The organism is Ancylomarina sp., assembly GCF_041555295.1.
Lineage (GTDB): Bacteria > Bacteroidota > Bacteroidia > Bacteroidales > Marinifilaceae > Ancylomarina.
The window spans coordinates 1-14,378 of record NZ_JBFFKR010000069.1 but is presented as its reverse complement, the minus strand read 5'-3'; the positions used below and the strand labels follow the sequence as shown (position 1 = coordinate 14,378).

Here is a 14,378-nt window from a genome sequence, read left to right as displayed (position 1 = left end):
ATTAATACTTAAAGGACCAGTGCTACCATAACATGAACCCAAAATATTAGCACAAACAATAAAGTGCTCCTTGGGATTGAAGAAATCTTTTTCGCCAAACAAGCCTGCCCACCAATCGAACACATCTGAATTAGCAGTCAGCGCATGGCAAACCCATATCACATTATTCTTTTCAGGTCTATATTCTCCGTAAGTGTGATAGGCAATAGTAATATCTTGGAGAAGTTGTCCAGACTCCAAGACTAAACCAGCTTTATGATTGAAATATTTTGGATTCACCTTATCTATGTTTATTGTATTTATCTAATGTAAACTAACAAATCTCTTAATATGTAGGCCAAGAGATAATACAGTTAGTCTGAGATTAAGAAAACTCAGACTAAGTGAAAATGTGTTTACTAATCAACTATTTCTAATATTGCTTTCTCAACTGATTGTTTGATATCCGCTTTAATATCTTCGATGTGTTCAATACCAACCGAAATTCTCAATAAGCCTGGTTCAACTCCCGAATCCTTCTGCTCTTCCAAACTCAACTGTTCATGAGTTGTTGAACTTGGATGAATGATTAAAGTTTTAGCATCTCCAAGATTAGCAACGTGAGAAAGTAGTTCGACACCATCTACCAATTTGTCAGCAACGTCTTTTCCTCCTTTTACTTTGAAAGTCAAAACTGAACCTGCCCCTTTTGTGAAATATTTTTTAGCTCTCTCATAATATGGACTCGATTGTAAACCCGGGAAATTCACTTTTTCAACCCAGTCTTGTTCCTCTAACCATTTTGCTAAAGCATATGCATTTTCAACATGACGATCAAGACGAAGTGAAAGCGTTTCTAATCCTTGCAGCAACAAGAATGAATTGAATGGACTTTGCGAACAGCCATAATCTCTCAAACCTTCAACTCGAGCACGAATGGCAAAAGCAATGTTTCCGAATGGCCCTTCAGATCCGAAAGTATCCCAGAATACCAGGCCGTGGTAGCCTTCTGATGGCTCAGAGAACTGAGGGAATTTTCCATTACCCCAATTGTAATTTCCACCATCAACAATAACTCCACCTACTGCGGTTCCATGCCCACAAATCCATTTGGTTGCAGATTGCACAACCACATTTGCTCCATGATCTATCGGGCGGAAGAGATAACCTGCTGCTCCAAGTGTATTATCCACTATCAGTGGCAAATCATACTCTTTGGCAATCGCTGAAACTTTTTCAAAATCAGGAATTGAGAATTTAGGGTTAGGCAAAGCTTCTACATAAATGGCTTTGGTGTTCTCATCAATCAATGGAATAATAGTCTCAGGCTCATCAATATCAACAAAGCGACACTCAATACCTAAACGTTTGAACTGAACCTTGAACTGATTGTACGTACCACCATAGATTTGTGCAGCACTCACAAAATTATCTCCACACTCAAGAATATTAGTTAATGCTAAGAACTGAGCAGCTTGTCCTGAACCAGTTGCAACTGCAGCAACACCACCTTCAAGAGCAGCAATTCGTTTCTCAAAAACATCGTTGGTTGGGTTCTGCAAACGGGTATAAATATTTCCGAATGCTTTCAAACCAAAAAGGTCTGCTGCATGCTTTGAATCGTTGAATGTATAGGCTGTTGTTTGATATAAAGGTACCGCTCTTGAGTTTGTCACTGAATCAACTTCCTGGCCTGCGTGTACTTGTAACGTTTCGTATCTTAATTTTTTAGACATAGCTATCTTAATTTTTGGATAGAGTATTCCTCTTAAGAAATATCACTTTCCATTATTTTTAATATGGATTTGAAAAAATAGGGTGAGTGTAGATATACGGACTCACATAGGCACAAAACAATAACCTTTTGAGGTACAAGAAATAAAGGATGGCTATCCTATTTCGAAATAGATTGTACAATTCCCTTGCTCTGAATAAAAATCAGATACAATAAATCACAAAAAAATTAATGATTTTGAGTTCCCTTATCGGAGTTGTTTTATACGCACTGGCATCTAAAAAAGGGGAAATTTTATAGACAGAATGCGTTACAGCATACGCATCATCATTTGCATCACCTGAGTAGATGTGCTTATGAATTGCAAATGTAAATTTAGCTCTTGTTGAGCTACCTGATGGCTGTAATGATTTTCTGTCTTCATAGTTTTCTAATTTATATTCACCAATTACTTGGTCAGGATTTGACACCTTTCGGTTTTGGTACCGCGGTTGTCAGAAGGTCACAGAGCCTGTCTCTCACTTCTTCTGTATAAATTATAAGCTCCAAAAAAGAGCTTTCTTTTCTTATAACTGTGAGCAAATGTAGAGATGTTTTTTTAATATCCAAATCTTAATCTTATTATCTCTGTCTAAACAAGGGTACAATTCAGCCTAGATACCATTACAGATCAACGCATTAATCTTCTGCATTATTTTTAAAACAAAATTTCCAATCTTGAAATAATGGAATCCCTCAACTCTAAGCTTAAAGTCGTATTGATGAAATATAATAATCAAAGTCATATTTTTTGTATTCCTTCTTTCGTATATTTATCACAATTCCAAACCTTAAATATCAAACGATGAATATTCAAATCCGCCCTGAACACAAAAATGACATATCGCCTATATCTATGATAAACGACATGGCATTTGGACAAGAAGCTGAGGGGAATTTAATCGTAAAACTACGCAAGACTAAAAACTTCATTAAAGATTTATCCTTGGTTGCTTGTATGGGAAATGAGATAATTGGTCATATTCTATTCAGTAAAATTGTTATAAAAAATGATACTAAAGAATTTGAATCACTGGCCTTAGCTCCAATGGCTGTTATTCCTGAATTTCAAGGCTTAGGGATTGGCTCTCAATTGATAAAAAAAGGTTTAGAAAAAGCCACAAAATTAGGTTACGAATCCGTTATTGTTTTAGGTCACGAAAATTACTACCCTCGATTTGATTTCGCACCTGCAAGTCAATTTCAAATCTTATGCCCTTTCGAAGTTCCAGATGCCAGCTTCATGGCCATGGAATTAAAAAAAGGAAGCCTTGATGGCGTTTCTGGTTGTGTGGTTTATCCAAAAGAGTTCAAGCATTTATAGCTAACAATAATTCCTTATTAAAGTAAATATGTTATCTAACAATACATTTTTACTTTTTGAAATTTGCTCAACATCAAATAAGCTTTCTCAAAGAGTACGAAATCGTACACTCCTTGTTCGTCTACGAACAAGAACAAACAAAGAACAAAAACGATTACAACCTGTAATCGTGCATCATACAACTTCTGGCACAATATGTGATAATGAATCGAGTCTGCATTCTATTTTTCTTTTGATAAATTGATTTTGACTCTATATTCAAACTAACAAACTGAGACATGATAAAAAAGTTATTTTTCATTACAACTTTCTTAGTTGCACTGGCAAAAAGTCTTTTAGGAGCTGAATCTCCAACCTGGCTTCGTTATCCTGCAATTTCACCAGATGGTACAACTATCGTTTTCCAATACCAAGGAGATATCTTCAAAGTAGACGCAAACGGAGGTATGGCAACTGCCATTACATCTAATTCGGCATACGATACGCAACCAGTTTGGTCTCCAGACGGTAAGGCTATTGCATTTGCATCTGATCGTTTTGGAAACTTTGATATCTTCACTATTCCTATTGAAGGAGGAAGTCCCAACAGAATTACATATCATTCTGGTAATGAAAAACCAAGTAGCTTTACTCCTGATGGCAAATTCATCTTATTCTCAGGACTTATTAGTGATACGCCTAAAAATGCCATGTTTCCCTCGGGAGGTGTGCCTGAACTATATAGCATCTCTGTAGATGGTGGACGAGAAAATCAAATATTGACTTCTCCTGCATTATTTGCTAGTTACAGCTCAGATAAAAAACTATTGCTTTATCAAGATCAAAAAGGTTACGAAAATCAGTGGAGAAAACATCACACTTCGGCTGTAACTCGTGACATTTGGATTTACGATGTAAGCAACAAAAAACATAAGAAATTCTCTTCATTCAAGGGTGAAGATTTAAATCCAATATTCAGCTCAGACAATAAAGACGTCTATTACCTTTCTGAGAAAGCAGGAAGTATGAATATTTGGAAAGCTCCTGTAAATAATGCCTCAGCATTAACACAGGTAACAAATTTTGATAAACACCCTGTTCGTTTTATTACGATTGCGAATAATAACACTTTAGCTTATTCTTATAATGGTGATATCTACACTCAAGCTGCAAATGGAAAATCAAATAAGGTAGAAATTAGCATCAACGCTGACATTAAAGAAAACCCTATTGTTTATAAGCAAATGAGAGGTGGAGCTGGTGAAATGTCTGTTTCTCCTGATGGAAAAGAAGTTGCATTTATTATTCGTGGCGAAGTCTTTGTTACTTCTGTTGAATACGGAACGACTAAAAGAATTACCAATACGCCAGAACAAGAGCGTGGTGTAAGTTTCAGCCCTGATGGGAAAGCCTTGTTATATGCTTCAGAAAGAAATGGGAGCTGGAACCTTTACCAAACTAAAGTTGTTCGCGAAGTTGAGACAAATTTTGCAAACTCAACACTTTTAAAGGAGGACGTCGTTTTAGAGTCGAGCCCTGAAACCTTCCAGGCTAAATTCTCTCCCGATGGAAAAGAAGTTGCTTTCCTTGAAGAGCGTGTTATACTTAAGGTTATTAATCTAGAAAGTAAAAAGGTTCGCACGATCCTTGAAGGAAAATGGAACTATTCATACAGCGATGGCGATCAGCATTACGACTGGTCTCCTGATGGCAAATGGTTTTTAGTAAACTTTTACCCTCATACTCTATTCATGTCTGATGTTGCTTTAATAGATGCTCAAGGCAATAAAACGATCAGGAATATTACAGAAAGTGGTTATTCCGACAACGCAGCAAGATGGTCACTGAAAGGTAAAGCAATGATTTGGTTCACTGACAAGCGTGGCTTTAGAAGTCATGGTAGTTGGGGCTCTCAAAGTGATGTATACGCTCAATTCTTTACTCAAGAAGCCTTCGACGATTTCAAACTATCGAAAGAAGAACGTGAGATAAAAGAAAAAGTTGAGAAAGAATCTAAAAAGAAGAAAGAGGAAGCTGAGAAAAAAGACGACGAGGGAAAAAAAGATAAGAAAAAGAAATCTGATAAAAAAGATGAGAAGAAAGACGAACCTTTAAAAATCGAATTCTCTGGTTTAGAAGATCGTCAAGTTTGCCTTACAATTAATCCTTCCAGACTTTCAGATGCCATTCTTACCCCTGATGGAAAGAAATTATTTTACCTAAGCAAGTTCGAAGATGGATACGACCTTTGGGTTAACGATTTGGTTGAGAATGAAACTAAAAAAATTCTTGATCTTAAAGGTGGTGGAGGTGCTATGCAATTCGACAAGGATGCTAAGAATCTTTTCTTAATGTCGGGGAAAAGCATTATTAAAGTTGATGTTGCAAGCAATAAGCGTAAAAACATCAGCTATAATGCTGAAATGTATCTTGACAAAGCAGCTGAACGTGAATATATGTTTGAACACGTATGGCGTCAGATGAAGAAGAAATTCTATGATCCAAAACTACATGGTGTCGATTGGGATTTTTATAAAAAAGAGTACAAGCAATTTTTACCACATATTACCAATAACTACGACTACGCAGAAATGCTAAGTGAATTATTGGGTGAATTGAATGCATCTCATACAGGTTCAGGTTACCGTCCAAGCTCACCTAACGGTGATAAGACTGCGAATCTTGGTGCTTTCTTCGATTGGAGCTATAATGGTGATGGTCTTAAAATTTCTGAGGTTCTTGAAAAAGGGCCACTACATAAAGCTGAATCTAAAATTAAAGCTGGCGTTATCATTGAGAAGATAGATGGTATAAGCTTAAATAAAGACAAGAGTTACTACCCACTTCTGAATCACAAAGCAGACAAGCAGGTATTATTGAGTTTATACAATCCAACAAGCAAAAAACGTTGGGAAGAAATTATTAAGCCAATCTCATACACAGGCGATCTTTTATATGAACGTTGGGTTAAGAATTGCCAAAAAGAGTGCGATAAACTATCAAACGGACGTATTGGATACGTTCATGTAAAGGGAATGAACTCGGCTAGTTTCCGTAAAGTTTATTCTGAGATGCTAGGGAAATACGGTACTCGAGATGCGATTATTGTTGATACTCGATTCAATGGAGGAGGTTGGTTACACGATGATCTTATAACTCTATTAAGCGGTAAAGAGTATGCGAAGTTTAGCCCTCGCGATCAGTTAATGGGATCAGATCCTATGTCGAAATGGAAAAAACCATCTGCTGTATTGATTAATGAAGGAAACTATTCTGATGCCTGTGCTTTCCCATATGCTTACCAATATTTAAAAATTGGTAAACTAATTGGAATGCCTGTTCCTGGCACAATGACAGCTGTTTGGTGGGAAACTCTTCAAGATAAGAGCCTGTATTTCGGGATGCCACAAGTGGGTATCAAAGATATGAAGGGTGACTATATCGAGAACCAGCAGATTGAACCTGATATTAGAGTAGAAAATAATTTTGAAATGGTAACTGAAGGTAAGGATCAACAACTACAAAAAGCGGTTGAGCACCTACTACAGAATCTTTAGTAAGTATTAGTTTGTTTAGTTAACCATGTTTTCTCTTGAAGAAGAGAAACATGGTTGATTATAAAACAAAAAACGGTTAATAAAAAGAATGGCTAGTCTAAAAAGACTAGCCATTTTCATATATTAAAGTTTCAATTTTATTTAAACAACAGTCTTAAGTCTTCAAGCTTTAAACCATCCACACTAACACATATCTGTGCCTGTTTATAAAAAGGTAATCTCTCGATGAGATGATTAGCTATATAGGTTTCGAGTTCGCTTTCAGGAATGGCCTTTACAATTGGTCGAACATCATCTGACTTTAAAATATTTTGCTTTAAAATACGAGGACATGCTTCCAGAAAGAGAGTCTTCCCCATAACATTCATTCTCGACATATTATCGTGAAAACAAGGAGCACCTCCTCCTGTTGAAATTACAGCTGAGCGTTGCAAGTTCCTAACTGATTCAAGAGCTACTTGCTCACGATCACGAAAAGAAGCCTCTCCAAACGCTTCAAAGATCTCAGGAATACTAAGCCCTTCTCTCTGCTCAATCAATTCATCTAAATCGATAAAATCGTAGTTCAATGAATCTGCCAAGAGTCGACCCCAGTAGGATTTCCCACAGCCCATATAACCGATTAGAAAAATGTGCATAATTGACGTTTGGTTTAATCCACGAAGTAATTTAGGCTTCCATATTTACTACAGAATCATCTGGCACATTAGTATCATCCACCAGCTCAGTTTCTATAATTATATCTTCACGAACCAGCGGCTCAATTTCTTTAATTTTAGCCACATCATAAGTGGTTAAACGCTTGCCTCTGGCCTTGAATGATTTCACCGTAATAAACTCTTCTGCATCTATTATGTCAAGTGGTCTATCAGCCTGAGAACCTCCATATTTAATTTGAAATTGTGGATAGGTTTCATCAGATAGGCAAACAAGTTTACTCGCCTTATTATCTCCAACAAAGCTTTGTGTTTTCGAGTTACCATCCATCGTGAAACGCTTCACGTAATAATACCCTTGATCTGCATCGAAGAAAACAGCAGTCCAAACCTTATTCATATCGAATTTCTCAATTATGCTTATCTGGTCGGAGTAGTGATTACTTAAATCGAAACTACTTAAATAGAAAGTATTATCTCTAAGAACAACCAATATCTGATCTTCTCCTATAAACTCACCTATAAAGTCACCACGCTTTTCAGTATTCAGGCGTAATACATCCGGATCAAACCAAATTTTTCTTCCTCCTAAGGTTGATATCCCTTCTTGCTTCAAAGTGATTTTCTGAACAGGTGTACGGCTTAAAATATTCCCCATTGATGCACGTCCCTTAATTAAAAGGTCAGCAAAATTATATTCAAAATTCAATTTTTTGATTCTGCCTTGAGGTTTCAAGAGTACACGAATAATTTCAGCTTCACCATTGGGATTAGAACTGAAATATGTAATTCGAGAGCCAAGAGTTTCCTTAGTTAAATTATATTCCTTATCGCGGGTTAAGCCTGTAACATTAAAACGTTTTGCATAGGTAACACCAGCTTTTCCATCTCGATAAACCACATTATAAATGGTTCGCTTATCGTTTTTACGGAATATGGATATATGCACTATATTTTGCCCAATAAATAATTTATCAGTAACCTTAGTAATGAAATATGAACCATCCTTACGGAAGATAATCACATCATCAATATCGGAGCAATCGCATAAGTATTCGTCTTTCTTCAAGCTGGTTCCTATGAATCCTTCAGCGTAATTCACGTAAAGTTTTTCGTTAGCAACTACAACTTTACTGGCAACAATGCTATCGAAACTTCTAATTTCTGTCTTACGCCCTTTTCCTTTTCCATACTTCTTCCTAATTGATTGGAAATATCGAATCGTAAAAGGAATAATATTGGCAATATGAACTTTGATTTCCTCAATCTCATCTTCAATAGACTGGATGAAATCTGTTGCCTTATTAATATCAAACTTAGAAATACGCTTGATTTTAATTTCAGTCAATCGAACAATGTCCTCTTCAGTTACCGCACGCATCAAATGCTTGGTATGCGGCTTTAATCCAATGTCAATGGTTTCGATTACTGATTCCCAAGTCTCACACTCTTCAATATCTCTATAGATTCTGTTCTCAATAAAAATACGCTCCAGTGATGCATAATGCCAGGCTTCTTCAAGCTCAGCTTTGCGAATTTCAAGTTCTAATTTTAAAAGATCAACGGTTTTATCAGCTGAGCGTTTTAGAATCTCTTGAACGCCAATAAATTTTGGCACATCATCTTCAACAACACAGGCATTGGGCGAAATAGAATACTCACAATCGGTAAAAGCATATAGAGCATCTATGGTTTTATCTGAAGAAATACCGGGAGCCAAATGAATCAAAATTTCTACATCAGCAGCTGTATTATCATCAATTTTCTTAATCTTAATCTTCCCTTTATCATTCGCTTTAATAATCGACTCGATTAAAGTCGATGTTGTTTTCCCAAATGGGATTTCAACTATTTTAAGGGTTTTATTATCAACTTTCTCAATACGTGCTCTCACCTTCACAGCTCCACCACGCAATCCATCGTTGTATCTACTCACATCAACCATACCTGCAGTTGGGAAGTCAGGATAAATCTCAAACTCTTCTTCTTTCAAGTAAGCAATACAAGCCGCTATCAGTTCATTAAAGTTATGTGGTAATATTTTTGATGCCAAACCTACTGCAATACCTTCGACACCCTGTGCCAAAAGCAAAGGGAACTTAACAGGTAAAGTTATCGGTTCCTTATTTCTTCCATCGTAGGATTGTTTCCAATTAGTTGTTTTAGCATTAAAAAGAACCTCCAAAGCAAACTTCGATAAACGAGCTTCAATGTAACGAGGAGCAGCAGCAGAATCTCCGGTAAGAATATTCCCCCAGTTTCCTTGCATATCAATCAACAAATCTTTCTGTCCCAATTGAACCAAAGCATCACCAATAGATGCATCACCGTGTGGATGAAACTGCATGGTGTTCCCGATGATATTAGCTACCTTATTGTACCTACCATCATCAAGCTTTTTCATGGAATGCAGAATCCTACGTTGTACAGGCTTTAGCCCATCGTTCACATAGGGTACGGCACGCTCAAGAATTACGTATGAAGCATAATCTAAAAACCAATTTTCATACATCCCCGACAGATAGGTCACTTTTCGTAAGGCTTCAGAAGCCTTCTCTTCATTGTGTCCATCATTTTCTTCAGGAGTTTCCAAACCATTAGTCTCGTCGATACTCATTGATATTTAGTTTTATTTCTGCTAGCCTGAAAAACTAGTTTATTGTATTAATTATCTTATTAATTGATAAAGCTGTACTTAGTTTTATCCGTTGATATCGTCACGCTCAACATGCAAATTCTCAATAATAAATTCTTGTCTGTTGGGGGTATTCTTTCCCATATAAAAGGAAAGCATATCAGAAACTGAATCCTCTTTCTTCATCAAAACAGGATCTAAACGAATATCCTTTCCAATAAAATATTTGAACTCATCTGGAGAGATCTCACCCAAACCCTTAAATCGAGTAATCTCTGGATTAGCTCCCAAACGTTTCATTGCTCTTTCTCTTTCTTCCTCAGTGTAACAATATTTTGTTGTCTTCTTATTTCGAACTCTAAACAAAGGTGTCTGTAAAATATATAAATGACCACTTCTCACGATATCAGGGAAAAACTGAAGGAAGAAAGTAATCAACAACAATCGAATGTGCATACCATCAACATCGGCATCCGTCGCGATAATCACATTATTATAACGTAAACCTTCTAGCCCATCTTCAATATTCAAGGCTGCTTGCAGAAGGTTGAATTCCTCGTTTTCGTAAACAATTTTCTTAGTCAGACCATAAGTATTTAAAGGTTTCCCCTTCAAACTAAAAACGGCCTGCGTATTTACCGATCTCGATTTTGTGATCGATCCACTTGCCGAATCTCCCTCGGTAATAAAAATACTAGTTTCTGATTTATTTTCGTGAGTCGAATTAAAATGAACGCGACAATCACGTAATTTTTTATTGTGTAAGTTCGCTTTTTTAGCGCGCTCTTTAGCAATTTTCTTAATGCCTGATATGGCCTTACGCTCCTTCTCCGACTCAAGAATTTTTCTATAAATCGCATCAGAAACTTCAGGGTTCTTATGTAAATAGTTATCTAAATTAGACGTCACAAAATCCATTATGAAATTTCGAACAGATGGACCTTCTGGACCAATATCTTTAGATCCCAACTTGGTCTTAGTCTGTGACTCGAAAACTGGCTCTTGCACCTTGATACTAATTGCTGCAATTATTGACGTTCTGATATCAGAGATATCAAAATCCTTTTTATAAAAATCACGAATAGCTTTTACAACTGCTTCACGAAATGCTGCTAGATGTGTACCACCTTGCGTCGTATGTTGTCCGTTAACAAATGAATAATATTCTTCACCATATTGATGTCCATGCGTCATAGCCAGTTCGATATCTTCACCTTTAAGGTGAATAACCTCGTAAAGGCTTTTGCTATTCATATTCTCATGCAACAAGTCAAGAAGTCCATTTTTAGAGAGGAATTTCTTACCATTAAAATATATTGAAAGACCTGCGTTCAAATAAACGTAGTTCTTAAGCATGGTTTCGATATACTCGCTTATGAAACGGTAATTAGAAAACATTTCTGGATCGGGATGAAAAGTAATCCTAACGCCATTCTTTTCTTCACTCTCCTGAATCTCCTCTTCGCTAACTAATTCTCCTCTTGAAAAAATGGCTTTTTTCACCTCTCCTTCACGGAAGGATTCTACAATAAATTCATCGGAAAGTGCATTGACAGCTTTTATACCAACACCATTCAGACCTACAGATTTTTTAAAAACTACAGAATCATATTTGGCACCCGTATTCATTTTCGAAGTCACATCGATAACCTTACCCAAAGGAATTCCTCGACCATAATCTCGAATACAAACGCTACGATCAGTAATATCAACATGAATTGATTTACCAATCCCCATTGCAAATTCATCGATAGAGTTATCGATAACCTCTTTAATCAGGATATAAATACCATCGTCATGAGAAGAACCGTCGCCCAACTTTCCGATATACATACCAGGTCGTTTGCGAATATGCTCTTTCCAATCGAGAGTTCTAATTGAATCTTCTGAATATTTAGCTGTCATTTATTGAAGCGCTCAAAATGTTAACAAATAAAAGGTCTTTGTTTATCAAGAACCTTAGCGATGAAGAATAGGTTAGAAAAAGAGAATCAGCTTTATTAATAACCTACACCCCAAATTGACCAATTTTATTTGAATTATTATCTCTTCACGAGATTTCTGAGTCCAGAATAATCCAGAAAAATCAGCCACCCACAAATATAACTAAAAGTATGACTTTTCCGAAAGTTGTTTATCAACAGCCTATTAATTGGAAACTTTATAAAGTGCTATACACATCTTGAACAGGGATCTACAGACTTATCACTATGAAACAGACATTGTTAAGAAATAGATTATACAAAACGCCAGAGATAATGCGAAGAGACCTACAGCACCTTGAAATATTTTGCATTTATCAAGTTTATAACTCAATTTAAACCAAACATAAAACCTTTTTTCATTCGCAAACCATTGCATAAAAAAACATCATTTACTTGTAACTCCAATAACAAGCTCTTCAATATTTATATACATTTGCAGTCTTAATGTAGAGCTTTATGAATTTAAAATTTGTCCTGAACATCCTAGGACGTATACTCCTCATAATAGCTGTTTTCATGATGACAATCATACCATGGGTCATCTACTTTCATGAAAACAGTATTTTATTTGCCATTGAAGAATCAATAGCAATCCCATTAATTACAGGATTAGTATTGATTTTGCTAACTAAAGGTTATAGCAAAGAAATTGGAGCTAAAGAGGCCTACATTTTGGCATCTTTAGCTTGGATAATTATGGGAGTTGCAGGGAGCTTACCCTTTTGGCTAAGCCATACAACAAATAGCTTTATCGATGCACTTTTCGAATCAATTTCTGGCTTTACAACAACTGGCTCCTCAATATTAACCGATATTGAAGCGGCACCAAAGGCTGTATTATATTGGCGGAGCCTTACACATTGGATAGGTGGAATGGGTATTATTGTATTAACTGTGGCAATTTTCCCCTCACTTCGGATTGCATCCTATCGATTATTCTCCAGTGAATCATCGGGTATCGACTCTAGTAAACTTAAACCCAAGACCTCATCGATGGCAAAACGCTTATGGGGAATTTATATTGGCCTTACCGCGGTCATGACCATTATTTTGATGTTGGGAGGTGTCAATTTTTATGAGAGCATCTGCCATGCCTTTGCAAGTATTGCAACAGGAGGCTTTTCTACTAAAAATGCCAGTGCTGGCTTTTACACGCCATTCGTTCAATATGTCATGATGTTTTTCATGTTAGTATCAGGCATCAACTTTGCTTTGCATTATGGCCTTATAAAAGGACGATTTAAAGATCTAATCAACAACATAGAATTAAAGACTTACCTGGGTATTATTTTCATAGTGGGAACCTGTATCAGCTTGATGCTTTATTTCGAGCTTGGTTTACCTTTCGAACAAGCTTTTCGCGATTCCTTTTTTCAGGTTATTTCTGTAATCACGGCTACTGGATTTGCATCTGCCGATTATTTAGAGTGGAATCAAGTATCATGGCTGCTTATATTCTTATTGATGTTTGTAGGGGCTTGTGTCGGTTCTACGGGTGGTGGCATAAAAGTCATCAGACATGTCATCGCTGTAAAAGTAATTTTCAGATTATTTCTGCAACAAATACACCCGAACCGAGTTAAATCTATTCAAATCAATAAAAAAACTATTGATGAAAAGAAGGTACATTCCATTGTTACCTTTATTTTCATCTATCTCTTTATTTTCTTTATAGGTGGGATGTGCTTATTGGCCACTGGACTCGATCCTGCTTCCGCTTTCAGTGCATCAATTACTTCTATGGGGGGAATAGGTCCTGGCTTAGGAACAGTAGGTCCAGCATCTAACTTTGCTCACCTTTCTGATGTGGCAAAAATCGTATTGCCAATCCTTATGATTATTGGACGCCTTGAAGTTTTAAGTTTTCTAGTTATATTCTCTCCGAGTTTTTGGATAGGGAATAATAGATAAACTCATGCTACTCGAAATATGATTAAGAAAGTGATTCCAATTAGTCTCTTCACATTACTATTTGCAAAGATTATTTACAACTTAATCACAGATCTTGATACTTTAAATGGAACTCGACTTTTGGGGATGGGCCTTCGTCTTTTTGTCACTTCCTATATTCCACTTATGATATACATCGACTTCTTAGATGGTTTTAAAATCAAGCAAATCAAGAAGGAGTAATCCCATATTTTTAAAAAAAAACCTCTGCTTTAAAATCATACGATATTAGAAATTCTTTCGCCAATTTCACTGCATACTTTTACCATGTCATACAGTAATTATTGGCATCAAGCTATTGGATTAAAGGTAAATATCCATTTATTTGTTGCATCTTACATACTGTTGTATTGACTTGCTATCTCAAATAGGAAGATCTTTTTTTATAACATATCATTAAAAAGCAACAATATGTGTTTTTCACCAGAGGCTAGTTTTGCAGGGGGTATTATTATTTCTACAATAGGTATTGCAACTGTTAGGAAAGTTCATAAACCTTCCCAACTCGTGTTTGCGAGTATTCCCTTATTTTTCGGGAT

The 14,378-nt window shown here is 36.3% G+C and carries 9 protein-coding genes, 1 pseudogene and 1 riboswitch; of the genes and pseudogenes, 4 read left to right on the top strand and 6 right to left on the bottom strand.

The genetic code is table 11. From position 1 onward, the window contains the following. The 3 genes and pseudogenes from ABY905_RS07340 to ABY905_RS07330 form a co-directional block, all read right to left on the bottom strand. Nucleotides 1-279: pseudogene (locus ABY905_RS07340) on the bottom strand (homoserine O-acetyltransferase); the annotation flags it as partial. Nucleotides 280-398: 119 nt separating this feature from the next. Continuing rightward, complete coding sequence (locus ABY905_RS07335; protein WP_372642082.1) at nucleotides 399-1,715, bottom strand: O-acetylhomoserine aminocarboxypropyltransferase/cysteine synthase family protein; 1,317 nt, start codon at nucleotides 1,713-1,715, stop codon at nucleotides 399-401. Between the two features lie 202 nt (nucleotides 1,716-1,917). Next, nucleotides 1,918-2,184, bottom strand: a complete 267-nt coding sequence (locus tag ABY905_RS07330) for a hypothetical protein (RefSeq protein ID WP_372642080.1) — start codon at nucleotides 2,182-2,184, stop codon at nucleotides 1,918-1,920. Then, nucleotides 2,147-2,252: riboswitch (SAM riboswitch) on the bottom strand. It overlaps the preceding gene by 38 nt. A gap of 306 nt (nucleotides 2,253-2,558) precedes the next feature. Between ABY905_RS07330 and ABY905_RS07325 the strand changes: the two genes are divergently transcribed. Both ABY905_RS07325 and ABY905_RS07320 read left to right on the top strand, forming a co-directional pair. Continuing rightward, nucleotides 2,559-3,077 carry a GNAT family N-acetyltransferase gene (locus tag ABY905_RS07325; RefSeq protein WP_372642078.1) on the top strand — a complete coding sequence of 173 codons (519 nt, stop codon included), beginning with the start codon at nucleotides 2,559-2,561 and terminating at the stop codon, nucleotides 3,075-3,077. A gap of 278 nt (nucleotides 3,078-3,355) precedes the next feature. Continuing rightward, on the top strand, nucleotides 3,356-6,613 hold the full coding sequence (locus ABY905_RS07320) for a S41 family peptidase (protein ID WP_372642076.1): 3,258 nt from the start codon (nucleotides 3,356-3,358) through the stop codon (nucleotides 6,611-6,613). Nucleotides 6,614-6,750: 137 nt separating this feature from the next. On the opposite strand, the gene ABY905_RS07315 is transcribed toward ABY905_RS07320, so the two are convergent. From ABY905_RS07315 to ABY905_RS07305, 3 genes are all read right to left on the bottom strand, one after another. Beyond that, nucleotides 6,751-7,251, bottom strand: a complete 501-nt coding sequence (locus ABY905_RS07315) for a shikimate kinase (protein WP_372642074.1) — start codon at nucleotides 7,249-7,251, stop codon at nucleotides 6,751-6,753. A gap of 31 nt (nucleotides 7,252-7,282) precedes the next feature. After that, complete coding sequence (locus ABY905_RS07310) at nucleotides 7,283-9,886, bottom strand: DNA gyrase/topoisomerase IV subunit A (protein ID WP_372642072.1); 2,604 nt, start codon at nucleotides 9,884-9,886, stop codon at nucleotides 7,283-7,285. A gap of 84 nt (nucleotides 9,887-9,970) precedes the next feature. Next, nucleotides 9,971-11,809, bottom strand: coding sequence for a DNA topoisomerase IV subunit B (locus ABY905_RS07305; protein ID WP_372642070.1), 1,839 nt, complete (start codon nucleotides 11,807-11,809; stop codon nucleotides 9,971-9,973). 536 nt (nucleotides 11,810-12,345) lie between these two features. Between ABY905_RS07305 and ABY905_RS07300 the strand changes: the two genes are divergently transcribed. Further along, a complete protein-coding gene (locus ABY905_RS07300; RefSeq protein ID WP_372642068.1) occupies nucleotides 12,346-13,800 on the top strand; it encodes a TrkH family potassium uptake protein in 1,455 nt (484 codons plus the stop codon). Nucleotides 13,801-13,818: 18 nt separating this feature from the next. Beyond that, complete coding sequence (locus tag ABY905_RS07295) at nucleotides 13,819-14,022, top strand: hypothetical protein (RefSeq protein WP_372642066.1); 204 nt, start codon at nucleotides 13,819-13,821, stop codon at nucleotides 14,020-14,022. Nucleotides 14,023-14,378: the final 356 nt, after the last annotated feature.